The sequence below is a fragment of the Aminobacter anthyllidis genome (assembly GCF_018555685.1).
Lineage (GTDB): Bacteria > Pseudomonadota > Alphaproteobacteria > Rhizobiales > Rhizobiaceae > Aminobacter > Aminobacter anthyllidis.
This window is the reverse complement of record NZ_JAFLWW010000003.1, coordinates 767,264-790,357: the sequence shown is the minus strand read 5'-3', so window position 1 is coordinate 790,357 and position 23,094 is coordinate 767,264. Positions and strand designations below refer to the sequence as shown.

Sequence of the window (23,094 nt, the reverse complement as noted above, 5' to 3'; positions counted from 1 at the left end):
TCATCACCGAATGCCGGCGAAGCCCGAGCCACCGCCTGATCTCCCCCCTTGTGGGGGAGATGGCCGGCAGGCCAGAGGGGGGCGCGACAGGGCGCAACATAGCGGATGCTTGTCGGTTTACGACTGCACGTAATCCGAAGCATTGTGCTTTTTCAGCACCTCCTCGAAGCGGCGGGCGAAGGCGTCGTCGGCCAGCTTCTTGCGGCGCTGGATGTCGGCGGTCGCCACCATGTTCTTCTCGTGCAGTTCGAGCAGGTCGCCGATGTGCTTCTGGGCGGCGGCACCAATGCCGGCCATCGTCTCCTCGGCGGTGTTGTCGACCTTCGAGCCCAACGTGTTGATCTTGTGGGCAACGTCCTGCTGTGCCGCCGTCTTCAGCGAGTCTTCCAGCGCCTTGTAGAGCACGATGCGCTGCTCGGTATCGATCGTCAGCTTGTTGATCAGCGTGTTCTGCGCCGCGATCTGGTTGTTGAGCGAATCGACGAAGGTCTGGAACATCGAGGTGTAGCGTTCGAGCGTCTGGCTCTCGGCCAGGATTTCCTGCTCCTTGGCCTGCTTCTCGTTGTATTCGGTGGCGAGCTTGGAGCGCTCGGATTCGAGTTCGGTGCGCTCCTTCTGGCTGGTCGACGCCGCGATCTTGTTTTCGATGTCGAGCAGGAGCGGGTTCAGTTCCTCGATGCGCTTCTGGGTCGCTTCGAGGTTGGCCATCGTCGTCTTGCGGCGCTCGATGACCTGGGAGAGGCTGGTTTCGGAGGTCTTGTAGCGCTCGTCGAGCACCTGCTTCTGCGCCTTCAGGATGCCGACGATGGTGTCGGACTTGACCAGCAGTTCCTGCAAATTGCCGGCCAGCGACATGTTGCGGACGCGGTCGGTGCGCATGCGCTGCTTGCTCGAATCCGAGAAGATGCCGACGAAGGTTTCCCAGCCGGTGAAGCTCTTCATGCTCTCGAATTCGGAGCCGAACACGTTGGTGGCGTCCTCGAGCCCGATGATCAGGTCGGCGATGTTGCCTTCCATCACCTTTTGCTGCTTGAGCACGTCCTGGATGCGCGCGTTTTCGATGTCGAAGTCGGAGGCGCCGATCTTGGCGTCGGTCGTGGCGATCTTGTCGAGCACGGTGCCCGATTGTTCGATCTTGCTCCGCATGTCTTCCACGACCTGCTTGGTCTTGGCGATCTCGGCATCGAAATTCTGCAGCGTTGCCATACGTTCCTCCGGTGTCGAATGCGGGACAGTGGCGCCGAATATATGTGGCGCATCTTGCGATTGAAAGACGCGGAGCACTTGGCGAAAAGATTTAAGACGAAGCTACTTAGCCGCGCTGCGCAAATCCGATGAAGTCGTCGGGCTGGGCGCGGCCCATCTCTTCTTCCCAGTGGCGCCGGCAGAGCGAGACATAGACGTCCTTGCCGATCGCCACCTGCTCGCCCTGGCGCGCGACCTTGCCGTCGGGGCCGAGGCGCACGACCATCGTTGCCTTGCGGCCGCAGCGGCAGATGGTACGCACCTCGCGCAAGTCGTCGGCGATGGCGAGCAAGGCGCGCGAGCCGGAAAAAAGATTGCCCTGGAAGTCGGTGCGCAGGCCGTAGCACATGACGGGAATGCCCAGCCGGTCGGCAACGCGCGCCAGCTGCCAGACTTGCTCTTCCTCCAGGAACTGCGCCTCGTCGACGAAGATGCAGTGCACATTGGTGTGCTGGTGATGCTCGGCGATGCGGGCATAAAGGTCGTCGCCGCTGCGGAACATCTCCGCGCCTGCCTCGAGTCCGATGCGCGAAGAGATGTAGCCGGTATCGCCCTTGGCGTAGTGGCCAGCAACGAACAGCATCGTCGTCATGCCGCGCTCGCGGTAGTTGTAGGACGCCTGCAGCAGCATTGTCGTCTTGCCGGCATTCATCGTGGCGTAGTGGAAATAGAGCTTGGCCATGGTTCTTCTAACCAGAAGCCGTCGGGCTCGGGGAGGGGGCAGCCCTGCCATCCACCGCAAAAAACCTCTGCGATGTCGCTGATGGATCAGCCGGCGGCGTCTGTCGTTGCGTCATGTCACTTGAATCCAAAGGAAAATGGTGTTTGGCTCGCGACAAAGACGAACAACAACAATACCGCGTTGCCGTCAAAAATACGAATGGGAGATTCCATATGTCGCGCATGAAACTACTCGCCGCCGCAGTCGGCGTATCGGCGGTCATGACTGCTGGTGCCGCCTTTGCGGGCGACGCCGAAAGTTGCAAGAAAGTGCGCCTGTCCGATGTCGGCTGGACCGACATCCAGGCCACCACCGGCGTCGCATCGGTGCTCTTGACCGCACTGGGCTACGAGCCGGAGGTGATCCAGCTGTCCGTGCCGGTCACCTATGCCTCGCTCAAGAACAAGGATCTCGACGTCTTCCTCGGCAACTGGATGCCGTCGATGACTGCCGACATCAAGGAATATGTCGCCGACGGCTCGGTCGAGACTATCGGCGAAAACCTTTCCGGCGCCGGTTACGGCATCGTCGTGCCGAGCTACGTCGCCGAAGGCGGGGTCAAGACGCTGACCGATCTCGGCAAGTTCAAGGACAAGTTCGCCGGCAAGATCTACGGCATCGAAGCCGGCAATGACGGCAACCGCATCATCCTCGACATGATTTCCAAGCCCGAGAACAACCTCGCCGGCTTCGAGCTGGTCGAATCGTCGGAAGCCGGCATGCTGACCCAGGCCGAGCAGTCGATGAAGGCCAACGAATGGATCGCCTTCCTGGGCTGGACGCCGCATCCTGTCATGGGCGCGATGAAGATCGCCTATCTCGACGGCATGGGCGACTCGGGCTTTGGTGCGGCCACCGTCAGCACCAATGTCCGCAAGGGCTACGTCGCCGAATGCCCGAATGTCGGCAAGCTCCTCGGCAATCTGAAGTTCAACCTGGAGATGGAAGGCACCATGATGGATGCGATCCTCAAGGGTGGCAACGCCAATGACGTTGCCAAGGACTGGCTCAAGGCCAACCCGGATGCGGCAACGCCCTGGCTCAACGGCGTCACTACCTTCGATGGCGGCGATGCTGCAGCTGCGGTGAAAGCTGCACTGGCGAGCTGATCCGGCGTTATTGCCTGCAAATGATATGAAGAAGGGCAGCCAAGCGAGACAGCTGCCCTTTTTCGTATCAAGTTAAGCGAGAAGCGCCGGCGCGACCGGTGCCTGCGTAAGCAATAGAGAGGGGACAGATGGATCCGGTATCGAACTTGCTGGCTGCCTACAAGATTCCGATCGGCCTGTGGGGCAAGGCGTTCTTCACCTTCCTCACCGACAATTTCAACGCCATCTTCCGCGGCTTTTCCAACGGCCTCAACCTGTTGCTCGACGGCCTTGTCGACGGGCTCCTGCTGTTGCCGCCGGTCGCCGTCGTGGCGCTGATCGCGGCTCTCGCCTGGTACCTGCAGCGCTCGCGGGCACTGGCCATCGGCGTGGCGCTCGGTCTGCTGTTCATCATCAACCAGGGCCTGTGGAAGCAGACGGTCGAAACGCTGGTGCTTGTCGTTGCCGCCGCCGCCGCCTCGATGGCCATCGGCGTGCCGCTCGGCATCTGGGCGGCTCACAAGCCCAAGGTCTACCGCATCATGCTGCCGGTGCTCGACCTGATGCAGACGCTGCCGACCTTCGTCTACCTGATCCCGGTGCTCACCTTGTTCGGTCTCGGCAACGCGCCCGGCCTCATCGTCACCATCATCTTCGTCATCCCGACCGCCGTGCGCCTGACCCATCTCGGCGTCGTCTCGGTGCCGACCGCGATCATCGAGGCCGGCCAGGCCTTTGGCGCCACCAAGCGCCAGCTGCTGTGGAAGGTCGAGCTGCCGGCGGCATTGCCCACCATCATGGCGGGGCTGACCCAGTGCATCATGCTGTCGCTGTCGATGGTCGTTTTCGCCGCCCTGATCGGCGCCGGTGGCCTCGGTACCGAAATCAACCGCGCGCTCGGTTCGCGCAAGATCGACCTCGGACTTGAAGCGGGCCTTGCGATCGTTGTGCTCGCCATCGTGCTCGACCGGATGACGCGTATCGGCGTGGGAGGCAAGAAATGAACGTTGCCGTCGATTTCAAGAACGTCGATATCGTCTTCGGCGCCGACACCACAGGCTCGCTCGCCATGCTCGACAAGGGCGCGACCCGTGCCGAGATCCTCGAAAAGACCGGCAATGTGCTCGGCTGCGCCGGTGCCAACCTCACCGTCAACGAGGGCGAGATTTCCGTCCTGATGGGCCTGTCCGGCTCGGGCAAGTCGACACTTTTGCGCGCCGTCAACCGCCTCAACATCGTTTCGCGCGGTCAGGTCATGGTCAAGGACGGCGACAAGATGGTCGACGTCGTCTCCTGCGACGAGCCGACCCTGCGTCGCCTGCGCCAGCATCAGGTCGCCATGGTGTTCCAGCAGTTCGGCCTGCTGCCCTGGCGCACTGTCGAGGAAAATGTCGGCCTCGGCCTCGAACTTGCCGGCATGCCGGAGGCCGAGCGCAAGCTCAAGGTCGGCAAGCAACTCGACCTCGTCAACCTGACGCCCTGGGCCAAGAAATATGCCCATGAGCTATCCGGCGGAATGCAGCAGCGCGTCGGCCTGGCGCGCGCCTTCGCCACCGAAGCGCCGATCCTGCTGATGGACGAGCCGTTCTCGGCACTCGATCCGCTGATCCGCACCAAGCTCCAGGACGAACTGCTGCAGCTGCAGAAGACGCTGAAGAAGACCATCATCTTCGTCAGCCACGATCTCGAGGAAGCGCTCAAGATCGGCAACACCATCACCATCATGGAGGGCGGCCGCATCGTCCAGTCCGGCCCGCCCGAGGATATCGTGCTGCGCCCGGCCAACGACTATGTCCGCGACTTCATCGCCAATGTGAACCCGCTGTCGGTGCTGACGGCATGGAACGTCATGCGCGATCGTCGCGATCTCGAAGATGCCGGCGAGGGCTGGCTCTGGCTCGACCGGCGCAAGACGACGCGCTTCAAGATCGATGCACAGGGCCTGGTCGTCGCCGCCGAGCGTAACGGCCAGCCGGCCGTCTGGGTCTCCGTCGACGATATCGAAAAGTCGTCCGACGAGGCCTCGCACGTCTTCTGGGCCAAGCCCGGCACCTCGCTCAAGCTGGTCATGCTCGCCATGCATCGTTCGCAGACATCGCCGGTGGCGCTGTTCGACGACCAGTCGCGCTTCGTCGGCGCCATCGGCATCCGCGACGTGCTGTCAGCAGTGCTGCGGAGATGACAGTCTTTACCCTCCCCCTTGTGGGGAGGGTCGGCGAGCGAGCTTTGCAAGGCAAAGCGAGAGAGACGGGGCGGGGGTATTGCCCCCATGCCTAGAATCTTTTTGCCCCACTCGCGCCTTCGGCGCTACCTCCCCACAAGGGGGTAGATCGTCAACGCTCAGCATTTCGCTTGCGGCTCACTCTTCCTCGTCGCCCAACAACTCGTTCAGCCTGGCCGCATAAGGCTGCACGGCGCCGAGATGTTGCGCCCCCTCGGCGCGCAATGCCCGCGTCTCGGCGATCTTTTCCACGACGAAGCTGCGCATCTCGGCCTTCTGCTCGGCGTTCAGGTCGCTGGCGTCGACCTTTTCGACCAGACCGGAGAACGTCGCTTCGAACCGTTCGGTGGCGATCGACGCAAGGTAGCCCCGGAAGGTGGCGCCCAGCGCCTCCTTCCAGCTTTCGCGGGTAAAGCCGGCCTTGGCGATACGGCCTTCGAGGCCGGCATCGTCGTCGAACCACTGGTCGGCCTCTTCCTCGTCATAGGCGAGACGGCCAAGCTCGGGCTCAAGTTCGCCCAATAGCCTCACGACCTTGCCGGCCTCTTCCACCGTCAATGCGCGAGCCGGCAGCACGAATGCGCCAAGTGCCAGGCTCGTGCTCAACAGGCCTGCAGCCAGGTGGCGTCCAAGGGAAAAGCTCATCCCATGCACTCCGCGTTAAGCGCCGTGTCGGCGTCGTTCTGCGCCTTGGCCTGAACCAGCGAGCCGCCGACCGAAGCCACTGAGCCCGCGATCGCGCCACCGCGGCCAAAACCGCCCAAGCCGCCGACCATCGACAGCGCGCCGCCGAGCATGGCGGCATTGGTCTGAGCCTGGGTTGCCTTGCGCATCGCTTCCTCGCAGCGCTGTGCCGCCGTCTGTTTCTTGCCCTTGGGCGCGACCTGGGCCGCCGCCTTCGGCGCGCCTGCGCTGGCTTGGGTTGTGCTGGTTGTCGAAGTCGTCTGGCTGCAGGCGGCGAGCACGCCGCACAGGATCAATGCAATCGCTCTCTTCATGGATCTCTCGATTTCGCTGGAGATGGCGCGAACTCCGTGGAGACGGCCCATGCGCGGACCGCCGACTCTGCCCAGTCGACGGTCCGGCGATGGCCGGCCTCGCATGCGTTCGAAGAGCGCCCCCGCCCGTCGGATGCATCGGTCCGCCACGACGCTGCTTTACGACAGCCAAAAGGCGGTCGTCTTGGCATGAGGCGAACAGATGCGGATTGGGACGAACTGAGTCTTGAGCTACTGACAGCGGCGAAGCGCTGCGGCCTTGATCTCTGTCGGCGTCGCGCCAAAGCGCTGGCGGAAGACGCGGTTGAAATGCGACAGGTCGTTGAAGCCGGCATCGAAGGCGATCGCCGACACTGTCGCAGCGCCGGGCATGTCGAGCGATTTGCGGGCGAGGTCGAGCCGCGCGTCGCGCAGGAACTCGGAGAAAGTCAGCCCTTCCTGCTCGAACAGGCGCTGGATGTAGCGTGGCGTGATGCCCTGGCGCCGCGCAATGGCAGCCACGCTCAACTCCGGGTCGGTCAGCTGGCGCAGCATCTCGGCCTTGACCAGTTCGAGCCGTGCCGCGCCCAGGCTCGGCCGTACCTGTTCGGCCGTATCGGCGCTGCCGCCCTGAATCACCAGGGCGGCAAGATCGTAGAGGTGGCTGCTGGCCAGCCGCCGTCCGGCCTCGCCGTCGGGTGCTGCCGCCCGCAGCAGGTCGGCATAGCCCGTCAGCAGGCTCGCCCCGGCAGCGCTCGCCGATATGTGGTGGAGTGCGCGCATCCGCACCCGCGGAGCAAGGGCTGCCAGCCGCGCCTCTTCGAGCGACACCACCTTGAGCAATGTCGCGGGCAGGGCAAAGGCCATGGCGGAGCCCTCGTTGACGAGGGTGATATCGCCGGCCTTGATGATGAGTGGGCTCTTGCCTTCCATGGCCACCTCGTAGTCGGAGGTGTGGATGGTCAACAGGTAATCCTGCCGGCCGTCTGCCGCCAAAAGGTCCTTGGGGCGTTCACCGAACACCGCCGAATAGCAGGCGGTGCCCACCGTCGTGCGACCATCCAGAAAATATGCCGACAGGTTGAAGGCGAAGCTGTCGGCGTCTTCAGGCCGGAAGCGCAGGCCCGCGACATGGCGGGCGACGAAATCATGGAGATAGGCCAGGCGGTCGCGCGCGGGAACATCAAGGGTCGACAAGCGCTGCATCGAACGGTTCCGTCTCAGAATGCACCCGCCGGCTACCTATGCGGGAAGTTGGTTGCAGGTTCAGCCTATGCGGGTTGTTGCATCCTTATTCACGGAACGGCTGTTGCGGTCAAGCCGGCGGCCGCCGGTACCTGCCGGCAACCGCCATTGCTTCAGTCGCGATCAGCTTTCAACGAATGGCTTGAAGCCGCCATAGATCATGCGCTTGCCGTCGAACGGCCATGATGCCGGATCGCCCTCCAGGCGCGGGTCGGCCATCACCTTCTTCATGATCTCGTCGCGTTCCTCACGCGAGCGGTAGACGATCCATGAGAAGACGACGATCTCGTCGTCCGTGGCCTGCACCGCCCGGGGAAAGGAGGTGACTTCGCCATAAGGCACGTCGTCGGCCAGGCACTCGACATAGGCGATTGCGCCGTGGTCCTTCCAGACCTCGCTCCCCAGGCGCGCCATCTCCTTGTAGGCCTCGATATTGCTTTTCGGCACCGCAAGCAGGAAACCATCAACGTAAGACATGCTTCTTCTCCTCGTGTTGTGACCTTGCAAGGACGAATGGCCGGCGCCTGTTCCGACAGTGTTTTCGAATTTTTTATGCGACCCGCACCGCCTGCAGGCACAATGGCCGTGCAGGGCTGCGGGTTCCGAAATCATTGCGGTGCGCCTTGATCGACCCCATACTGCGAGGACGTGAGCATGAGGCGCGATTGCCATGCCCCAGACCACCACGGTTCCACGCACCAAACTCCGACCCAAGACCGAGCGGCCGAAGCTGCACAAGGTCATCCTCGTCAATGACGACTTCACGCCACGCGAATTTGTCGTCACGGTGCTCAAGGGCGAGTTCCACATGTCGGAGGATCAGGCCCACAGGGTGATGATCACCGCCCACCAGCGCGGCGTCTGTGTCGTGGCTGTGTTCACCAGGGATGTCGCCGAGACCAAGGCCACCCGCGCCACCGAAGCCGGCAAGGCCAAGGGCTACCCATTGCAGTTCACGACAGAGCCGGAGGAGTGAGGGGCGGTCCGCGCAGCGGACGAAGCCACAAGCGACGAATGTTCGCTCCGCTTCGGGCGGATTGAGACGTCGATTGGACGTTTAAAGGGACGTGAACGCCCGAAGGGCAGGGATCTGCACGGCAGGCTTCCGCCGATCCTTTACGGCAATGCCGGCTCGGTGCCCGAGGCCGGGCCGTCATAAAGTTCGCGCCCGCCCATGTCGCAGATGCGGACCTGGTCCGGTACCTGCGGCATGGCGAGCGTATGGAAAAGCGAGCCGGCGATCCCGACGGCTGCCTTGATATCCAGCGCTTCGAGCGAAACCCGATCGAGCGTGGCGTGCGCGCCGTCTTCCTCGCGCAGGCGATAGAATTCGATGACGAAATTCAAATCCGCCTCCAGCCGCCTTTGCGGGTAGGTTAGCCTTTCGGCTTGCCTTTGTAGGATGTGGTCTCTGCCTGCTTGACCTGCGAACCGAAGGCGGCTGTGGCTTTGACCTCGACCTTCTCCTTCTTGGGCTTCCTGGTTTCGCGGTTGCTGCGTTGCTGGCCCTTGGCCATGGTCGTGTCCTTCCTGTTGCGAAACGGCCCTATTCGGCTACCGCTTCGGCTCCCTCGAGATTGTCTTCCGTGGTGACCCGTTCGTGGTTTTCGCGGTCACTGCGGATGCGGTATTGCGGCGAGCCGTCCTTGGCCGGCAGCGTCGCCTTGACATGGAAGGTCTCGGCGTCCTTCACCGCCATGCCGATGCGGCTCCTGATCCGCACCATCTGGCCGACAGTGAAGCGATGCGAGGGCTTTTCCACGCGTGGGGTCGAAGCCGGCCCTTTTGTGAACCTGATCATGCGGCCTTTTCCTGGTCCTGCCGCAGTGCGGCTTCTAGTTCGGCATAGTCGATGGCGAGAACCTGGCTTGTCAGCAGGTTGGACGAGCGCGCGGGCAGGTGCATGTAGGTAGCAACGCGCCGGTAGGCGATCCACGAGATGCCGTCGATCAGTTCTTCGTCCTGGTCGATGTCGTAGTCGCCAGCCGGCTGGGTCTCTTCAATCCCGCGCAAGGCGAACGGCCTGTCGAAATGGACGGTTGAACGTTTGGTGCGCCCGGTCATCAATGCCTCCCGAAATGGACAAAAAGCGGAGCAATGCCCCGCTTTCCTCACTTCAAACGTGCTCAGGTCAGACCGGATAGACGCTGCCGGTACATCCGTGGTCAGCGTCCGTCGATCCGATCAAATGAAATCAGAGCAGCTGAAGATTGGTGGCCGACTCGCGGCCCTTGTTGTCGCGTTCAAGCTCGAAGTTCAGCTTCTGGCCTTCGGCGAGGCCGGAGAAGCCTGCGCGCTCAAGCGCGCTGACGTGGACGAACACGTCCTTGCCGCCGCCGGCCTGCTCGATGAAGCCAAAACCCTTCTGGCCGTTGTAGAACTTTACGGTTCCAGTGTTCATGTGAGTATCTTTCGAATGAGAAAAGTCGTCGCGCGGCAAGTATTGCCGCACATCAATAGATCGACGATTTGGAGTGAGTTTGGCGGGTCGAGAACCTCTGACGCCGCGATAGCCAAGCTTGGCCCAAAAAACGATACGTTACTTATAGCCTTTAATTGCGGTTTATGTAAGGTGTTTTTTGCTAGGCTGGTTTTATTTGCGAATTTATTTCGGGTCGTGTCCGTCTAGCACCGGTCGTGGAATGCTGATACGGTTTCCGCACTAGCAGACAATTAGCAGTTGCTTTCCGCAGGACCATTTGGTTCTTCGCGGCGGACTGCATTCCCCCATATGAGGACAAAGCCATGATGTTCACGAAAAGGCCGAAGACCTCAGCTGTCAAACTGCCGGTGCCGCTCGTCAAGCCGGTCAAGCTGACCGCGCGCAAGGACGAGACCGCGCGTTTGCGGCTTGCCGACAGCGACGGATCCCGGCGCCGCGTGCTGCAAATGATGGAAGACAACCGCCTGCGTTGACGCAGGGCATTCGAGCACGGTCCCGAAAAGCGGCAGCCTGTCAGATCATGCTCCGATAAAAAACAGAGCCCGTTCCGATTCAATCGGAACGGAACTGACCCTAGCGCCCCTCGCGATACCACATCGCCCCAAGCGCCAAAAGCAGCAGGCCAAGCCCGAGGAAGCCGCCGAACAGCGGCACGCGCGACACCGATTTCAATACGCTGTCATCCGTGGTGCGGAAACCGAGCCAGTCGCGGCCGGAGGCCTCGGCGCTGCCACGCACTGGCACGACGCCTGGCAGCGAGATGCCGTTGGACAAGGCTGATATGCCCGTCGCGGCAAGGCGGCGTACGTCGCCGCCGGTTGCCTCGGCCGCCGGACGCAGCACGTTCTCCGTCGACACCACGTCGGCGAACTCAGGTGCGTTGACCGGCCCGACATGGGCAAGCGCCGTCAAATCACCATTGCCAACCTGATAGAGGCCGATTTCGCTGGTTTCGACGCTGCCGGTGAAGATGCCGGGCTCGCTCTTGTTGAGCTGCACGTCGAGCGTCTTGCCCGACGGCGTGATGATGCGGGCCGGGCCGGCTTCGTCGCGCATTGTCTGGCGCCTGATGTCGAGCACCATGCCGCGGCCGTCGGCGGTCAGGCGTTCTTCCTCGAGTTCAGGCTCCTTCATCAGCCAGTGCGCGATGCGGCGGTAGAGCGAGACATGTGGGCCGCCTCCCTCGTAGCCGCGCGCCCACAGCCAGCCTTGGTCGGACAGGAACATGCCGACGCGGCCTTCGCCCTTGCGGTCGAGCAGAAGCAGCGGCCTGTCGTCCGCGCCCTTCATCACCACTTCGCCTTCCGGCTGCTCGATGCCGATCTGGCGGAACCAGCGGCTCCAGCGCGGCGGTTCTTGGCCTGAGCCTTCAAGGCTACGCGTCACCGGATGGCGCTGGCCGAGTTCGGTCAGGCGCGGATAGAACGCCTTTTCGATGACGTCGCCATTGGGCATCGCCGGCAGGGCGGAGATCAGCGGCGTGTTGGCTATCGACTGCTCCCCGGCATATTCGGGGCCGGCGGCGATCAGCAGCGCGCCGCCCTTTTCGACATATTCGGCGATGTAGTCGTAATAGAGGATCGGCAGCACGTCGCGGTGCTGGTAGCGGTCGAAGATGATCAGGTCGAAGTCGTTGATACGCTCGACGAACAACTCGCGCGTCGGAAACGCGATCAGCGACAGCTCGTTGATCGGCGTGCCATCCTGCTTTTCCGGCGGCCGCAGGATGGTGAAATGCACCAGGTCGACCGAGGCGTCCGACTTCAGCAGGTTGCGCCAGGTGCGCTCGCCGGCATGCGGTTCGCCCGAGACCAGCAGCACGCGCAGATTCTCGCGGATACCGTCGACCAGCGCTATGGCGCGGTTGTTGGTGTCGGTCAGCTCGCCCGGAACGCGGTCGATCGACAGCTCGACGATGTTGCGTCCAGCGCTCGGAATGGTGATCTGCAGCGGCATTTCCTGGCCGATGAAAGCGCGCTGCACAGAAACCTGGTTGCCGTTGATCGACACGCGCACGTCGACCGAAGCGGCGTCGCCGCCGGTGTCGATCACCCGATAGGTCATGTCGAGCGGCTTGCCGACGATGCCGAAGCGCTGGGCCTGCTCGAAGCGAATGCGACGATCCCTTTCGTCTGCATTGCCGGTGATCAGCGCGTGCAGTGGCGCATTGATGACGGGTGCTGCCGGCACATCATGCACCTGGCCGTCGGTGATCATCACAGCGCCGCCGATGCGCGAGGGCGGCACGTCGTGAAAGGCGCTCTCAAGCCCGGCAAAAAGCCGTGTCTCGGTACGGTCATCTGTGCGTCCGGCCTCGACCACGCGCACCTCGAACTGGCGGAAGCGGGCTAGCCGTTCCTTCAGCCCTTCGACCGCGGCGTTGGTCTGAGCGGTGCGATCGCCGATGTCCTGGCTCTGGCTGCGGTCGACAACGATGGCGACTACGCTTTTGAGCGGCTCGCGCTCTTCGTCGAGGATGACGGGATTGGCAAGTGCGAGTCCAAGTGCGGCAAGTGCTGCCAGCCTCAACCATCCGCCGCGCTGGCGGAACCAGAGGCCGACGAATGCAAGCAGTGCCAGCGGCCCCATAAGGGCTGCAAGCAATGGCCATGACAGCAGGGGTTCGAAGGCGACGGACCAGTTCATGCTACTGCCCCAGCCGTTCGAGTAGCGCAGGCACGTGCACCTGGTCGGATTTGTAGTTGCCGGTCAGCATGTACATGATGATGTTTACGCCGGCGCGCAGCGCATAGACCCGCTGCATCGGATCCGATGGCACTGTCGGCAGCATCGGGTCGCCATTCTCGTCGATGGCCCAGGCTCCGGCAAGATCGTTGGCGGTGATCATGATCGGAGTGACGCCGTCGCCGGTGCGCACCGGACGGTTGTCGGTGTTTTCTGCATCCAGCGACGCCTCGACCCACAGCGGGCTGCCATTGAAGCGGCCGGGAAACTCGGGAAGGATGAAGAAGGCCTTGGTCAGCACATGATCGGCCGGCACCGGCTCCAGCGGCGGAACATTGAGATTGCCAAGAATGTCGCGCAGCCGTTCGGTGGCCGGGCTCGCCGAATCCGTGCCGATGCCATTGGCGAATTGGTCGCGCGTGTCGAACAGCACGGTTCCGCCTTCCTTCATATATTCGTCGATGCGGGCAATCGCCGCCTCGCTCGGCATCGGTGCTGCCGGATCGATCGGCCAGTAGATCAGCGGGTAGAAGGCGAGCTCATCCTTGGCGATATCGACGCCGGCCGGCTCGCCCGGCTCGAGCGCTGTCTTTTCGACCAGGAACTTGGTCAGCCCGGTGATGCCGGCCCGGCTGATCGCATCGATCGACGCTTCGCCGGTCAGCACATAGGCAATCCGGGTTTTGGAGATGGCGTCGATCGCCTGGATGTCGCCTGGCTTGGAATCCTGGGCCGAGGCGACTGGCATGAACATCAAGAGCGAAGATGCCACGATCAACGCGACCATGGCGGCCGTCGCCGCCTGTGTGGCCCGACGTCGCCTGTTGAACATTCCCCCCAGCCACAGCACGATCAGGCCATCGACAAAAAGCAGGGCCGCTGCGACCGCAAGCAGGGGCGCTTTCATATCGCGCGACTCGTCTAGCGCGTAACGTTCAGACATCACCGGGACCGATATCTGCGGCCGCTGCAGCGGATCGAGCACGGCATCGCTCTCCAGCAAATTATGGGCGAATACGCCTTCCTCGGAGCCGTACATTCCCGGGGGATTGTCGAGGGTGATCGCCGGCACATGGCCGCCACCAACCTGCAGTGGCTTCGTGTCGCCGTCCGGGGGCGCGAGATAGCCGTCCGCGCCGATCATCCGGTATGGCGCGAGCGTGGCCACGGGCGACTCGGCGCGCGCTCCAGAGGCGCCCTGATTTCTCGACAGCTGCACGATCCGGCGCAGCATTTCGACGAAACTGCCCGAAATCGGCAAGTTCGACCAAGTCGCCTGTGGCGCAATATGGAACAGAACCACCATGCCCTTGCCGCGCCTGTCTGCAGTGACGAGCGGGGTCCCGTCGGCCAGGACAGCCCAGGTCTTGTCGACGAGATCCGGTGTCGGCTCGGCAAGAACCTGCCTGCTGACGGTCACTTCGGAAGGGGCGGGAAGATCGGCAAACGGCCCTGTCGAAGGGAACTGCGCCACGGGTTGCGGTTCCGTCCACGACAAGGAGCCGCCGAGCAGGCGTTCCCCAAGCCTCAGGCTGACCGGAAGCAAATCGGGATCGTTGCCCGCCGTAATCAGCCTTGAACTGGCGAAGCGAACAAGCGTGCCGCCTTCGTCCATCCATTTGATCAGAGGTGCGCGAACGCTCTCGGGAAGCGTTCCAACGTCGCCCATGACGATGACGGCGGGCTTTTGCGCCAGAAGGTCCGGCACGGCCTCGATCAGATCGGGGCTTGCCGGTTCCACCATATCCGCGAAAGGCTCGAGCGCACGTTTGATGTAATACAGCGGCGACAGCAATAACCGCGATTGATCGACCGGCGTTTGCGAAAGCAGACCAACTCTGCGGCGCTTGGCGTTCTCGTCGAGCACGCGCATGGCGCCAGCATGGCCCTGTCCGTCAAGCGCGATCCAGGAGAAGTCGTTGCGCAACTCGAACGGCACGATGATCTCTCCGGTCGCTCGCGCCTCGCCGGGGCGGAATGTGATCGCCGCGTCGCCGATCCTGCGCGCCTTGTCGTCAAACACCCCGGCGGTCAGATAGGCGGGCGCGGGGTTCGAGGGTGCGCGAACAGCAGTGATCGTGAAACGGTCGACTTCATTGTCGGCGGATGCAAGCGCGATGGTATCGAGCCGCGTCGGCTGCACCCACACCACGTTGCGTGGGTTCTGGCCCAGCAACGTTGCAAACGACGTCTGGTCGTCCTTTGCCGCCAGGCCGTCCGTGAGAATGGCGATCGTCGCTCCGGGCAATTCCTTGAGCGTGTTGGCGACGCGGGCGTAGACCGCTGGCCGATCGGTGGGCACAGGCCGGGGCTTGATGGCATTGAGCCGCTCGCGCGCTTCTCTTGCGCTATAGGGGCCTATCTGCGTGTTGGGTTTTTCCGCGGTAAAAGCCAGCAGGATGGGAGCTTCGTTGACTTCGGCGTCCTTGATCAGGCGCTCGGCGGTCGCAACCCGAAGGCTCCAGTCGGGCGCACTTGTCCATCCGTTGTCGATGACCATCGCCAGTGCCGCTTCGCTGGTGGAGAGCTTTTCGCGGGGGTTGAAGATCGGCTCGGCCAGCGCCAGCACCACCAGTGCCGCCATCAACAGGCGCAGCAGCGTTAGCCACCACGGGCTCTGGTGCGGCATCTCTTCCTTCTTGAACACCCGCGCCAGGATCTTCAGTGGCGGAAAGATCTCGGCCTGCGGCTTGGGCGGGGTCAGCCTGAGCAGCCACCAGATGACGGGCAGCGCCAAAAGTCCCCACAGCACGACAGGAAATCCGAACGAAAGCGGCAGCCAGCTCATCGGCGCCCTCCCGGTCCGTGGCCTTCGGCGGTCAATGCCATGTGCACATGCACCAGCGCGTCCGAGGCGAGGCGGTCGGTATGGTTGACGGTGTAGCTCCAGCCCAGCCGCTTGCACCAGGCTGCCAGTTCCTCGCGCCGCGCCGCATAGAGGTTGCGATAGGCTTCCGACAATTGTTCGGCGCGTCCGGCGGTCAGCTTTTCACCGGTTTCAGGATCGGTGAATTCGGTGCGGCCGGCATAAGGAAAACTTTCTTCGGCCGGGTCGGCGACCTCGATCAGATGCGCGCGCGCGCCATGGCGGGCCAGCGTATCGAGCCAGGCCATCGTTTCTTCGACCGGGTCGAGGAAGTCGCCGATGATGACGATGTCGGAAAAGCGGCGGATGCCGGAAAGATCAGGCTTCGCCGGCAGCGAAACGGCTTGCGCGAGATGCGAGGCCAGGCGCTCGGCGCCGTTGCGGGCGCTGAACGGATCGGTCAGTCCCGGCCAGGCGATACGCTCGCCGCTGCGCGACAAAAGCTCGGCCAGCGCGAATGCCAGCACCAGCGCGCGCGATTCCTTCGACACAGTCGCGCTCTTCGACTTGAACAGCATCGACGGCGAAAGGTCCGCCCACAGCCAGACAGTGTGGGCGGCTTCCCATTCGCGGTCGCGCACGTAAGTGTGGTCGTCACGGGCCGAGCGGCGCCAGTCGATGCGGGCCATAGCCTCGCCCTGGACGTAGGGCCGGAACTGCCAGAAATTCTCGCCGATGCCGCGCTTCTTGCGGCCATGCCAGCCGGCGATGACAGTGCTTACGATGCGGCGGGCCTCGACCAGAAGGTCAGGCACCAGCGAGGCGCGCAGCCTGCCGCGCGCAAGCGCATCGCTGGTCGCAACCGGTGCCGATGCCTCGCCGATGCGCGCCATCAGATGTCCTTGACCAGCCGCGCCACCACGTCGCGGACCGTCATGCCTTCGGCACGGGCGGCAAAGCTCAGTGCCATGCGGTGTTGCAGCACCGGTTCCGCCAGCGCGCGGATGTCGTCGATCGATGGTGCGAGCCGCCCGTCATAGAGCGCGCGCGCCCTGGCACACAGCGTCAGCGCCTGGCTGGCGCGCGGGCCGGGACCCCAGGAGACGTGCTTGTCGGTCTCGGCGTGGCCCTGGCCGGGTCGCGCCGAGCGCACCAGCTTGAGGATCGCCTCGACGACGGTTTCGGGTACAGGCATGCGCCGGATCAGGTGCTGGATGTCCTTCAGTCGCTCGGGGTCGAGCACGTTCTGGGCTTTTGCGTCCTCGATGCCGGTGGTTTCCAGCAGGATGCGCCGCTCCGCTTCGAGCTCGGGATAGAGGATGTCGACCTGCATCAGGAAGCGGTCGAGCTGGGCTTCCGGCAGTGGATAAGTGCCTTCCTGCTCGAGCGGGTTCTGGGTTGCCAGCACATGGAAGGGGGCGGGAAGGTCGTGGCGCTCGCCGGCGACAGTCACATGATATTCCTGCATCGCCTGCAGCAACGCCGACTGGGTGCGCGGGCTTGCGCGGTTGATCTCGTCGGCCATCAGCAATTGCGCGAAGATCGGCCCTGAGATGAAGCGGAAGGAGCGCTTGCCCTGTTCGTCCTGCTCCATCACCTCGGAGCCGAGGATGTCTGATGGCATCAGGTCTGGGGTGAACTGGATGCGGCGCGAGTCGAGGCCGAGCACGATGCCGAGCGTTTCGACCAGCTTGGTCTTGGCAAGGCCGGGCACGCCGACCAGCAACGCATGGCCGCCGGCCAATAGCGCCACCAGCGTGCGTTCGACGACGCTTTCCTGGCCGAAGATGACGCGGCCGACGCCGGCGCGGATCTTGGCGATGTCGGCAAGCGCACGTTCGGCTGCGGCGATCATCTCGCTCTCGCTCATCGCCGTTTCCTTGATCATCACGCTCATGCGGGCCGGATCCTTCTTCTGGCGCGGGGCCCCGAAATCGAAACCGATTCCCGGACCGCCGATGCGCTCACTCAAAATGCTACAGCGTGCCTCTCTCGTCCATCAGAACAGGGGGCCGCTTCGTCAATCTACAAGGATTATTTGCCTCTTGGTCCGGTGCGTCGTCCGTGTGGACGTCGTGCCTGCCGCCCAATCCCCAGAGGTCAAACGATCCCGGGCGTCGCGATCTCCATGCCCGCACCTTTGCGAGGTCATGGCATTGAACTTAAATCACTTGCCTATGCTGACAAGCGCAACAACAGTGACTATTTCGTGACCATGACTGGCGACCTTGACCATAGCCGCGAGGCGACAACTGACCTTGGGCTCACCCGCGCCGGCGACGCGGCCGGCCTCGAGGCGCTGATTTCGCGCGCCGCCCGTGCCGGCAAGGGGCTGCCACCGGTCGAGCGCTGGAATCCCGATTTCTGCGGCGATCTCGATATGGAAATCCGTCCCGACGGAACCTGGTTCTATTTGGGCACGCCGATCGGCCGCATGCCGCTGGTGCAGCTGTTTTCGACGGTCCTGCGCAAGGACGAAGACGGCAAGACCTACCTGATCACCCCGGTGGAAAAGGTCGGCATCCGCGTCGTCGACGCGCATTTCGTTGCGGTCGAGATGAACGTCACGGGCGAGGGCACCGAACAGGTTTTGACCTTCCGCACCAATGTCGGCGATGTCGTAGAAGCCGGACCCGAGCATCCTCTGCGTTTCGTCGACGAACCCGAGACCGGCGGCCTCAAGCCTTATCTGCTCGTCCGCGGGCGCCTTGAGGCGCTTGTCGCGCGCCCTGTCATGTACGAGCTCGCTGAAATTGGCGAACGCATCGAGATCGATGGCAAGGACATGTTTGCCGTGCGTTCCAACGGCGAGGTCTACCCCGTGATGCCCTGGGACAGGCTGGAGCGGTTGAGCGTGTGATGGTTCATGCCCCGACAGCGCATTATTCGGCGCAGGATTTCCGCCAGCGCGCAGCACAGGAGCATCTCAACGATGCCGCCGCCGATTATGGCGACCACGTGCTCAACCCCGACATGCGCGAGTTGTTCGTGCACGACCGGCTGCGCGACGCTGCGGTGCTGATCCCGGTGGTCGACCATGGCGATGCCTCGACAGTCATCCTGACCAAGCGCGCCGAGAAGCTGAAAAGCCATTCCGGCCAGATCGCCTTTCCCGGCGGGCGCATCGACCCGACCGACGTTTCGCCCGAGGCTGCAGCGCTGCGCGAAACAGTCGAGGAGATCGGCATAACCTCCGACTACATCGAAATTATCGGGCGCTTGCCCGACTATGTCACGGGCAGCGGCTACCGCATCGCGCCGGTGCTCGGCATCGTCCGCCCCGGTTTTCAGCTCACGCCCAACGAGGGCGAGGTCGACGATGTCTTCGAGGTGCCGCTCGGTTTCCTGATGGACCCGGCCAATCACGATCGCGCCAGCCGAACCTGGCAGGACCAGGAGCGCTTCTTCTACGCCATGCCCTATGAGGAGCGCTACATCTGGGGTGTCACCGCTGGCATCATCCGCGCGCTCTATGAAAGGCTCTACACATGAGCGCCACGATATCAGGAGCCACCTGGCTGAACGACCCGCAGCTGCAGCAGTTGCTTGCCGCGCTGAATGCCGATGGCGGGGAAGCGCGTATCGCCGGCGGTGCCGTGCGCAACGCGCTGCTCGGCGAGCCTGTCGCCGATGTCGACATCGCCACCACCAACCTGCCTGACGAGACCGTACGCCGCGCTGAAGCGGCCGGGTTCAAGACCGTGCCCACCGGCGCCGAGCATGGCACCATCACGGTCATATCAGGCGGCAAGCCGTTCGAGGTCACCACATTGCGCGCCGATGTCGAGACCGACGGCCGCCGCGCCAAGGTCGTCTTCGGCAGCGACTGGAAGCTCGACGCCGAACGGCGCGACTTCACCATCAACGCGCTTTACGCCCTGGCCGACGGCAGCGTGATCGACCTCGTCGGCGGGCTTGCCGATCTCGAAAGCCGCACGCTGCGCTTCATCGGCGATGCCGAGACCCGCATCCGCGAGGACTACCTGCGCATCCTGCGCTTTTTCCGCTTCTTCGCCTGGTACGGCAAGGGCCGTCCGGATGCCGAAGGGCTGAAGGCCAGCGCCCGGCTCAAGGACGGCATCGCGCGGCTGTCCGCCGAGCGTGTCTGGTCGGAGCTGAAGCGGCTGCTTGGCGCGCCCGATCCGTCGCGCGCGCTGTTGTGGATGCGCCAGTCCGGCGTTCTGACGGCGGCACTGCCCGAGAGCGAGAAGTGGGGCATCGATGCCATCCACGCGCTGGTACGGGCGGAGAACGATCTCGGCTGGAAAGCCGATCCGCTGTTGCGGCTCGAATCGATCGTGCCGCCGGACGCGGCGCGCATGAAAACGCTCGGCGAGCGGCTCAGGCTTTCCAATGCCGAGACCGACAGGCTGGTCCAGTGGGCGGCAACAGCCAAGGTCGAGCCTGTCGTCACCGAGGGTGAACTAGCCAAGCGGCTTTATCGCGGCAATGTCGAAGCCATCGCCGACCGCCTGCGGCTCGATCTCGCCTCGGCGCGGGGCAGGGCCGAGCAGGACGACAAGGCGCTGATCGAGGCGGGCGGCTATTTCCGCCTGCTTTCCTTCACCGGCAAATGGCAAAAACCCGATTTTCCCCTGCGCGGCGGCGACCTTGCTCCGCTCGGCGTCGAGGGTGTCGCGCTCGGTTCCTTGCTCAAGTCTCTGGAGGGGGAGTGGGTCGACAGCGGTTTTTCGCTGGCACGCGACGCGCTGCTCGAGCGCGGCGCTGAAAGGCTGAAAGCCTGACGCACAGGCCCGAAAATCGGTGTCGATTTTCGGAAAGCACCATGCGCAAGATCCAGAAGTCAAGCCGCGTCGCGGACCTTTTCGATGCGCGAGCGAATCGCTTCGATCATCGTTTCGCGGATGATGGTTTCGCCGTGCGTTTCGCGCATATGCTCGGCCACGCGGCGAATGATTTCAGCTTCGTCCTCGTGGCGGGTATGCCACTGGCAGCCGGGGACAAGCGACCCGCATTGAAATTCCTTCATCGGATGTCTCCTTCCTCGTCCGTTCGGGGGTGCACTATAACACGCAATCGGGCGATTGGTTGCCCCTGGTGGTAGGCCAGCCGGCAGTTTGACATGGCCCGGCCGCGCTTCCGCGAAAAAGCCCCGCTTTGTCAGTGCATTGCCGCCGCGCGTTGAAAAAATGATTCCACTGGCTCGCGCGCCGCATCAATGAAAAAGGGCGGAACCTCGTGTTCCGCCCTTTTTGCAGCGCGCGGCTGAGGCGCTATTTCACGATCTTCACGGATTCTGCCACCTTGTTCGTTCCGCTCATGTCCCACATGACCGAGACCTTTTCGCCTGCCTTGAGGCCAGGGTCCTTGAACTTCTTGGACAGCACGAAGGCCGTGCCGTCGTTGAGGGTCAGGCTCATCGCCTTGGCGTCGAACGTCTTGATCGTCCCGTCGGTATGCTGGACGGCGGCGAAGGCGACGGCAGAGGTTGCGAAAATGGCAGCTGCGGCTGCCGGAACAAGAAGCTTGCGCATGGCATGCTCTCCGACGAATGCGGGCGTCCAAAACGGATGGTCCCGCCTGATGAAGGGCCGTCCGGTCACGTCGCGTCGCGGTCGATGAGATCGAACCGCCGGCGTTTCCCGGCCCCGGCGCTAGAAATAGCGGGGCCTGTGTTGGGGCATATTAGACGAAAAACATATTTCCAGACGGTGACTTAGCCATATTCGACGCCAAATTTTCTCTTTGTGGCGCCGAATGTGGCAAGCGCGAATCTTACGAAAAAGTAAGACCCAACAAGAGGCTTGCGGTTACTCGCCGAATTTCTTCTTCGGCTTGTACTTCTTTGGCGCCCCGGTGCCCGCTGGCTTGTCGTAGGCGGGCTTGTCATAGGCCGGCTTGGCGTAAGCGGGTTTGTCGAAGGCCGGCTTGTCGCCGGAACGCTTTTCGTACGGCTTCTTCTCGTAGGGCTTCTTTTCGAAGGCCTTCTTCTTGAAGGGCGGCTTGTCGGAAGGGTCGTACTGGCCCTTGCGATGCTGCTTCTTCGGCTTGCCTGCGCTGTCGCCGCCGCCAGGTGCGCCTGCCAGCCGCTTGATGTCGACGCCCTTTTCGCCAGAGCCGTTCTGTTCGACGGTCCGGGCGTAGTTGTCGGCGCGCTTGGCCACGATTTCGAAATGTGATTCCGTGTCGAAGATGCGGATCGAGCCGATCTCGGTCTTGGTCACATGACCGGCCTTGCACAGCAGCGGCAAAAGCCAGCGCGGCTCGGCGCGCTGCTTGCGGCCGACCGAAACGGAGAACCAGACACCGTCGGTAAAGCGATTGTCCGGACGCTCGGCCTTGGCGGCATCGAAGGCCGGGATCGGGCGGTCCGAAAGCTCTTCGGCCGCCGGCCGTGACGCCATCTGCTGGCGCAGCCAGGCGAGCGCCAGCGTCTCGGGCGAATGCGCGGCCAGGACCTCGGCGACGATCGCCGCTTCGTCCTCGCCAGCCGCCTCGATGTCGTTGAGTTCGGCCAGCATGCGCTCGCGGTTGCGGGCGTCGATCTCGGCCGGTCCGGGTGCTGACTGCGTCGTTGCCTCGAGCTTCGCCAGCTTGAGCAGGCGGGTCGCGCTGCCACGGCGGTGGAACGGCACGATCAGGACGCAGACGCCCTTGCGACCGGCGCGGCCGGTACGGCCCGAGCGGTGAAGCAGCGTGTCCGGGTTGGTCGGCAGGTCCGCGTGGATGACGAGGTCCAGGTTCGGCAGGTCGATGCCGCGAGCGGCAACGTCGGTCGCAACGCAAACCCGCGCACGGCCGTCACGCATCGCCTGCAGCGCGTTGTTGCGCTCGGCCTGGCTCAGTTCGCCCGACAGCGCCACCACGGCAAAGCCGCGATTGGCAAGTCGCGCCGAGAAGTGCTTGACCGCTTCGCGCGTCGCGCAGAACACCATCGTGCTCTGGGCGTCGAAATAAAGCAGCGTGTTGATGATGGCGTTCTCGCGCTCCGGCGGCGCGACAAGAACCATGCGGTATTCGATGTCGTCGTGCTGGCGGCTTTCGCCGGCTGCGGTGATGCGCAGTGCGTTGCGCTGGAAGCGCTTCGCCAGCTGGGCGATCTGCGGCGGCACTGTGGCCGAAAACAGCAGTGTGCGGCGCTCTTGCGGCGCTGCCGCCAGGATGAATTCGAGATCCTCGCGGAAGCCGAGGTCGAGCATCTCGTCGGCCTCGTCGAGGACGACGGCGCGGAGGCCCGAAATATCGAGCGAGCCGCGGGTGATATGATCGCGCAGGCGGCCCGGCGTACCGACCACGATGTCGGCACCGTCGTTGAGCGCGCGGCGTTCCTTGCTCATGTCCATGCCGCCGACGCACGATGCGATGCGGGCGCCGGTTCCGGCATAAAGCCATTCGAACTCGCGGCGCACCTGGATGGCGAGTTCGCGGGTCGGCGCGATGATCATCGCGCTTGGGGCGCCGGCGCGGTCGAAGCGCTCGCGGCCGTCAAGCAGCGTTGGCGCGATCGCGATGCCGAAGGCCACCGTCTTGCCCGAGCCGGTCTGCGCCGAGACCAGAAGGTCGACGCCTTCAGCCTCGGGAGCCAGTACTGAAGTCTGCACCGGGGTCAGCGTTTCGTAGCCACGCGCGGCGAGCGCCCCGGCCAGCGCCGGAACCATGTTGTCGAAAATCGTCACAAAAATCTTCCAATGAGAGCAAGGCC

The 23,094-nt window shown here is 63.6% G+C and carries 26 protein-coding genes; 8 read left to right on the top strand and 18 right to left on the bottom strand.

The genetic code is table 11. The annotated features are described in order from the left end of the window. Nucleotides 1-117 precede the first annotated feature (117 nt). Nucleotides 118-1,206, bottom strand: a complete 1,089-nt coding sequence (locus J1C56_RS13480; RefSeq protein WP_214389949.1) for a hypothetical protein — start codon at nt 1,204-1,206, stop codon at nt 118-120. 106 nt (nt 1,207-1,312) lie between these two features. Then, nucleotides 1,313-1,927, bottom strand: coding sequence for a thymidine kinase (locus J1C56_RS13475; RefSeq protein ID WP_214389941.1), 615 nt, complete (start codon nt 1,925-1,927; stop codon nt 1,313-1,315). 212 nt (nt 1,928-2,139) lie between these two features. Between J1C56_RS13475 and choX the strand changes: the two genes are divergently transcribed. The 3 genes from choX to choV all read left to right on the top strand — a co-directional run bounded on the left by choX (nt 2,140) and on the right by choV (nt 5,236). Further along, nucleotides 2,140-3,075 carry a choline ABC transporter substrate-binding protein gene (gene choX, locus J1C56_RS13470; RefSeq protein ID WP_214389939.1) on the top strand — a complete coding sequence of 312 codons (936 nt, stop codon included), beginning with the start codon at nt 2,140-2,142 and terminating at the stop codon, nt 3,073-3,075. A 128-nt stretch (nt 3,076-3,203) separates the two neighbouring features. Further along, nucleotides 3,204-4,058 carry a choline ABC transporter permease subunit gene (gene choW, locus J1C56_RS13465; RefSeq protein WP_214389937.1) on the top strand — a complete coding sequence of 285 codons (855 nt, stop codon included), beginning with the start codon at nt 3,204-3,206 and terminating at the stop codon, nt 4,056-4,058. Then, nucleotides 4,055-5,236 (top strand): choline ABC transporter ATP-binding protein, encoded by a 1,182-nt coding sequence (gene choV, locus J1C56_RS13460; protein ID WP_214389935.1) that lies wholly within the window; start codon nt 4,055-4,057, stop codon nt 5,234-5,236. Before choW ends, choV begins: the two co-directional genes overlap by 4 nt. A 177-nt stretch (nt 5,237-5,413) precedes the next feature. Here choV and J1C56_RS13455 read toward each other — a convergent pair whose 3' ends face one another. The 4 genes from J1C56_RS13455 to J1C56_RS13440 form a co-directional block, all read right to left on the bottom strand. Next, nucleotides 5,414-5,920, bottom strand: a complete 507-nt coding sequence (locus J1C56_RS13455; RefSeq protein WP_214389933.1) for a hypothetical protein — start codon at nt 5,918-5,920, stop codon at nt 5,414-5,416. After that, complete coding sequence (locus J1C56_RS13450; protein ID WP_214389931.1) at nt 5,917-6,273, bottom strand: hypothetical protein; 357 nt, start codon at nt 6,271-6,273, stop codon at nt 5,917-5,919. Before J1C56_RS13450 ends, J1C56_RS13455 begins: the two co-directional genes overlap by 4 nt. Before the next feature lie 231 nt (nt 6,274-6,504). Continuing rightward, nucleotides 6,505-7,458, bottom strand: coding sequence for a helix-turn-helix transcriptional regulator (locus J1C56_RS13445; RefSeq protein WP_214389923.1), 954 nt, complete (start codon nt 7,456-7,458; stop codon nt 6,505-6,507). A 162-nt stretch (nt 7,459-7,620) separates the two neighbouring features. Beyond that, complete coding sequence (locus J1C56_RS13440; RefSeq protein WP_214389921.1) at nt 7,621-7,974, bottom strand: DUF1428 domain-containing protein; 354 nt, start codon at nt 7,972-7,974, stop codon at nt 7,621-7,623. 193 nt (nt 7,975-8,167) lie between these two features. Here J1C56_RS13440 and clpS point away from each other — a divergent pair, with 193 nt between their 5' ends. Further along, complete coding sequence (gene clpS, locus J1C56_RS13435) at nt 8,168-8,473, top strand: ATP-dependent Clp protease adapter ClpS (protein ID WP_214389919.1); 306 nt, start codon at nt 8,168-8,170, stop codon at nt 8,471-8,473. A 140-nt stretch (nt 8,474-8,613) separates the two neighbouring features. Here the strand turns inward: clpS and J1C56_RS13430 are convergent, their stop codons facing one another. The 5 genes from J1C56_RS13430 to J1C56_RS13410 all read right to left on the bottom strand — a co-directional run bounded on the left by J1C56_RS13430 (nt 8,614) and on the right by J1C56_RS13410 (nt 9,898). Next, nucleotides 8,614-8,844: a hypothetical protein gene (locus J1C56_RS13430; RefSeq protein WP_214389917.1), complete on the bottom strand. Its 231-nt coding sequence runs from the start codon at nt 8,842-8,844 to the stop codon at nt 8,614-8,616. A gap of 29 nt (nt 8,845-8,873) precedes the next feature. Continuing rightward, nucleotides 8,874-9,014, bottom strand: coding sequence for a hypothetical protein (locus J1C56_RS13425; protein WP_214389915.1), 141 nt, complete (start codon nt 9,012-9,014; stop codon nt 8,874-8,876). A gap of 29 nt (nt 9,015-9,043) precedes the next feature. After that, on the bottom strand, nt 9,044-9,298 hold the full coding sequence (locus J1C56_RS13420; protein WP_214389907.1) for a hypothetical protein: 255 nt from the start codon (nt 9,296-9,298) through the stop codon (nt 9,044-9,046). Next, nucleotides 9,295-9,561: a hypothetical protein gene (locus J1C56_RS13415; RefSeq protein ID WP_214389905.1), complete on the bottom strand. Its 267-nt coding sequence runs from the start codon at nt 9,559-9,561 to the stop codon at nt 9,295-9,297. Before J1C56_RS13415 ends, J1C56_RS13420 begins: the two co-directional genes overlap by 4 nt. Before the next feature lie 130 nt (nt 9,562-9,691). Continuing rightward, nucleotides 9,692-9,898: a cold-shock protein gene (locus tag J1C56_RS13410; protein ID WP_067959320.1), complete on the bottom strand. Its 207-nt coding sequence runs from the start codon at nt 9,896-9,898 to the stop codon at nt 9,692-9,694. Nucleotides 9,899-10,242: 344 nt separating this feature from the next. On the opposite strand from J1C56_RS13410, the gene J1C56_RS13405 reads away from it, so the two are divergent. Then, nucleotides 10,243-10,413: a hypothetical protein gene (locus J1C56_RS13405; RefSeq protein ID WP_214389903.1), complete on the top strand. Its 171-nt coding sequence runs from the start codon at nt 10,243-10,245 to the stop codon at nt 10,411-10,413. 100 nt (nt 10,414-10,513) lie between these two features. On the opposite strand, the gene J1C56_RS13400 is transcribed toward J1C56_RS13405, so the two are convergent. The 4 genes from J1C56_RS13400 to J1C56_RS13385 are packed head-to-tail and all read right to left on the bottom strand — an operon-like array spanning nt 10,514 to nt 17,328. Next, the gene (locus J1C56_RS13400; protein WP_214389901.1) at nt 10,514-12,586 is read right to left on the bottom strand and encodes a hypothetical protein; all 2,073 of its coding nucleotides are present in this window, start codon (nt 12,584-12,586) and stop codon (nt 10,514-10,516) included. A gap of 1 nt (nt 12,587) precedes the next feature. Then, nucleotides 12,588-15,413 (bottom strand): DUF4159 domain-containing protein, encoded by a 2,826-nt coding sequence (locus J1C56_RS13395; protein WP_214389892.1) that lies wholly within the window; start codon nt 15,411-15,413, stop codon nt 12,588-12,590. Next, the gene (locus tag J1C56_RS13390; RefSeq protein ID WP_214389890.1) at nt 15,410-16,324 is read right to left on the bottom strand and encodes a DUF58 domain-containing protein; all 915 of its coding nucleotides are present in this window, start codon (nt 16,322-16,324) and stop codon (nt 15,410-15,412) included. The genes J1C56_RS13395 and J1C56_RS13390 overlap by 4 nt, the downstream gene beginning before the upstream one ends. Beyond that, entirely contained in the window at nt 16,324-17,328 is a 1,005-nt protein-coding gene (locus J1C56_RS13385; protein WP_214389889.1) for an AAA family ATPase, read from the bottom strand. Before J1C56_RS13385 ends, J1C56_RS13390 begins: the two co-directional genes overlap by 1 nt. Before the next feature lie 318 nt (nt 17,329-17,646). On the opposite strand from J1C56_RS13385, the gene J1C56_RS13380 reads away from it, so the two are divergent. From J1C56_RS13380 to J1C56_RS13370, 3 genes are read left to right on the top strand one after another with little or no spacing between them, the layout of a single operon-like run. Further along, nucleotides 17,647-18,291, top strand: coding sequence for a DUF1285 domain-containing protein (locus J1C56_RS13380; RefSeq protein WP_214390291.1), 645 nt, complete (start codon nt 17,647-17,649; stop codon nt 18,289-18,291). Beyond that, entirely contained in the window at nt 18,291-18,923 is a 633-nt protein-coding gene (locus tag J1C56_RS13375; protein ID WP_214390283.1) for a CoA pyrophosphatase, read from the top strand. The genes J1C56_RS13380 and J1C56_RS13375 overlap by 1 nt, the downstream gene beginning before the upstream one ends. Beyond that, nucleotides 18,920-20,176 carry a CCA tRNA nucleotidyltransferase gene (locus tag J1C56_RS13370; RefSeq protein WP_214389887.1) on the top strand — a complete coding sequence of 419 codons (1,257 nt, stop codon included), beginning with the start codon at nt 18,920-18,922 and terminating at the stop codon, nt 20,174-20,176. Before J1C56_RS13375 ends, J1C56_RS13370 begins: the two co-directional genes overlap by 4 nt. A 59-nt stretch (nt 20,177-20,235) precedes the next feature. On the opposite strand, the gene J1C56_RS13365 is transcribed toward J1C56_RS13370, so the two are convergent. The 3 genes from J1C56_RS13365 to J1C56_RS13355 all read right to left on the bottom strand — a co-directional run bounded on the left by J1C56_RS13365 (nt 20,236) and on the right by J1C56_RS13355 (nt 23,068). Continuing rightward, nucleotides 20,236-20,421, bottom strand: coding sequence for a DUF1059 domain-containing protein (locus J1C56_RS13365; protein ID WP_115731123.1), 186 nt, complete (start codon nt 20,419-20,421; stop codon nt 20,236-20,238). A 244-nt stretch (nt 20,422-20,665) separates the two neighbouring features. After that, complete coding sequence (locus J1C56_RS13360; protein ID WP_214389885.1) at nt 20,666-20,926, bottom strand: DUF1344 domain-containing protein; 261 nt, start codon at nt 20,924-20,926, stop codon at nt 20,666-20,668. Nucleotides 20,927-21,202: 276 nt separating this feature from the next. Next, a complete protein-coding gene (locus J1C56_RS13355; RefSeq protein WP_214389883.1) occupies nt 21,203-23,068 on the bottom strand; it encodes a DEAD/DEAH box helicase in 1,866 nt (621 codons plus the stop codon). Between the last annotated feature and the right edge of the window lie 26 nt (nt 23,069-23,094).

Bases quoted from the DNA above. Each gene is read 5' to 3' on its own strand.
- J1C56_RS13480 (WP_214389949.1), bottom strand. From the start codon at position 1,206: ATGGCAACGCTGCAGAATTTCGATGCCGAGATCGCCAAGACCAAGCAG.
- J1C56_RS13475 (WP_214389941.1), bottom strand. From the start codon at position 1,927: ATGGCCAAGCTCTATTTCCACTACGCCACGATGAATGCCGGCAAGACG.
- choX (WP_214389939.1), top strand. From the start codon at position 2,140: ATGTCGCGCATGAAACTACTCGCCGCCGCAGTCGGCGTATCGGCGGTC.
- choW (WP_214389937.1), top strand. From the start codon at position 3,204: ATGGATCCGGTATCGAACTTGCTGGCTGCCTACAAGATTCCGATCGGC.
- choV (WP_214389935.1), top strand. From the start codon at position 4,055: ATGAACGTTGCCGTCGATTTCAAGAACGTCGATATCGTCTTCGGCGCC.
- J1C56_RS13455 (WP_214389933.1), bottom strand. From the start codon at position 5,920: ATGAGCTTTTCCCTTGGACGCCACCTGGCTGCAGGCCTGTTGAGCACG.
- J1C56_RS13450 (WP_214389931.1), bottom strand. From the start codon at position 6,273: ATGAAGAGAGCGATTGCATTGATCCTGTGCGGCGTGCTCGCCGCCTGC.
- J1C56_RS13445 (WP_214389923.1), bottom strand. From the start codon at position 7,458: ATGCAGCGCTTGTCGACCCTTGATGTTCCCGCGCGCGACCGCCTGGCC.
- J1C56_RS13440 (WP_214389921.1), bottom strand. From the start codon at position 7,974: ATGTCTTACGTTGATGGTTTCCTGCTTGCGGTGCCGAAAAGCAATATC.
- clpS (WP_214389919.1), top strand. From the start codon at position 8,168: ATGCCCCAGACCACCACGGTTCCACGCACCAAACTCCGACCCAAGACC.
- J1C56_RS13425 (WP_214389915.1), bottom strand. From the start codon at position 9,014: ATGGCCAAGGGCCAGCAACGCAGCAACCGCGAAACCAGGAAGCCCAAG.
- J1C56_RS13420 (WP_214389907.1), bottom strand. From the start codon at position 9,298: ATGATCAGGTTCACAAAAGGGCCGGCTTCGACCCCACGCGTGGAAAAG.
- J1C56_RS13415 (WP_214389905.1), bottom strand. From the start codon at position 9,561: ATGACCGGGCGCACCAAACGTTCAACCGTCCATTTCGACAGGCCGTTC.
- J1C56_RS13410 (WP_067959320.1), bottom strand. From the start codon at position 9,898: ATGAACACTGGAACCGTAAAGTTCTACAACGGCCAGAAGGGTTTTGGC.
- J1C56_RS13405 (WP_214389903.1), top strand. From the start codon at position 10,243: ATGATGTTCACGAAAAGGCCGAAGACCTCAGCTGTCAAACTGCCGGTG.
- J1C56_RS13400 (WP_214389901.1), bottom strand. From the start codon at position 12,586: ATGAACTGGTCCGTCGCCTTCGAACCCCTGCTGTCATGGCCATTGCTT.
- J1C56_RS13395 (WP_214389892.1), bottom strand. From the start codon at position 15,413: ATGAGCTGGCTGCCGCTTTCGTTCGGATTTCCTGTCGTGCTGTGGGGA.
- J1C56_RS13390 (WP_214389890.1), bottom strand. From the start codon at position 16,324: ATGGCGCGCATCGGCGAGGCATCGGCACCGGTTGCGACCAGCGATGCG.
- J1C56_RS13385 (WP_214389889.1), bottom strand. From the start codon at position 17,328: ATGAGCGTGATGATCAAGGAAACGGCGATGAGCGAGAGCGAGATGATC.
- J1C56_RS13380 (WP_214390291.1), top strand. From the start codon at position 17,647: ATGACTGGCGACCTTGACCATAGCCGCGAGGCGACAACTGACCTTGGG.
- J1C56_RS13375 (WP_214390283.1), top strand. From the start codon at position 18,291: ATGGTTCATGCCCCGACAGCGCATTATTCGGCGCAGGATTTCCGCCAG.
- J1C56_RS13370 (WP_214389887.1), top strand. From the start codon at position 18,920: ATGAGCGCCACGATATCAGGAGCCACCTGGCTGAACGACCCGCAGCTG.
- J1C56_RS13365 (WP_115731123.1), bottom strand. From the start codon at position 20,421: ATGAAGGAATTTCAATGCGGGTCGCTTGTCCCCGGCTGCCAGTGGCAT.
- J1C56_RS13360 (WP_214389885.1), bottom strand. From the start codon at position 20,926: ATGCGCAAGCTTCTTGTTCCGGCAGCCGCAGCTGCCATTTTCGCAACC.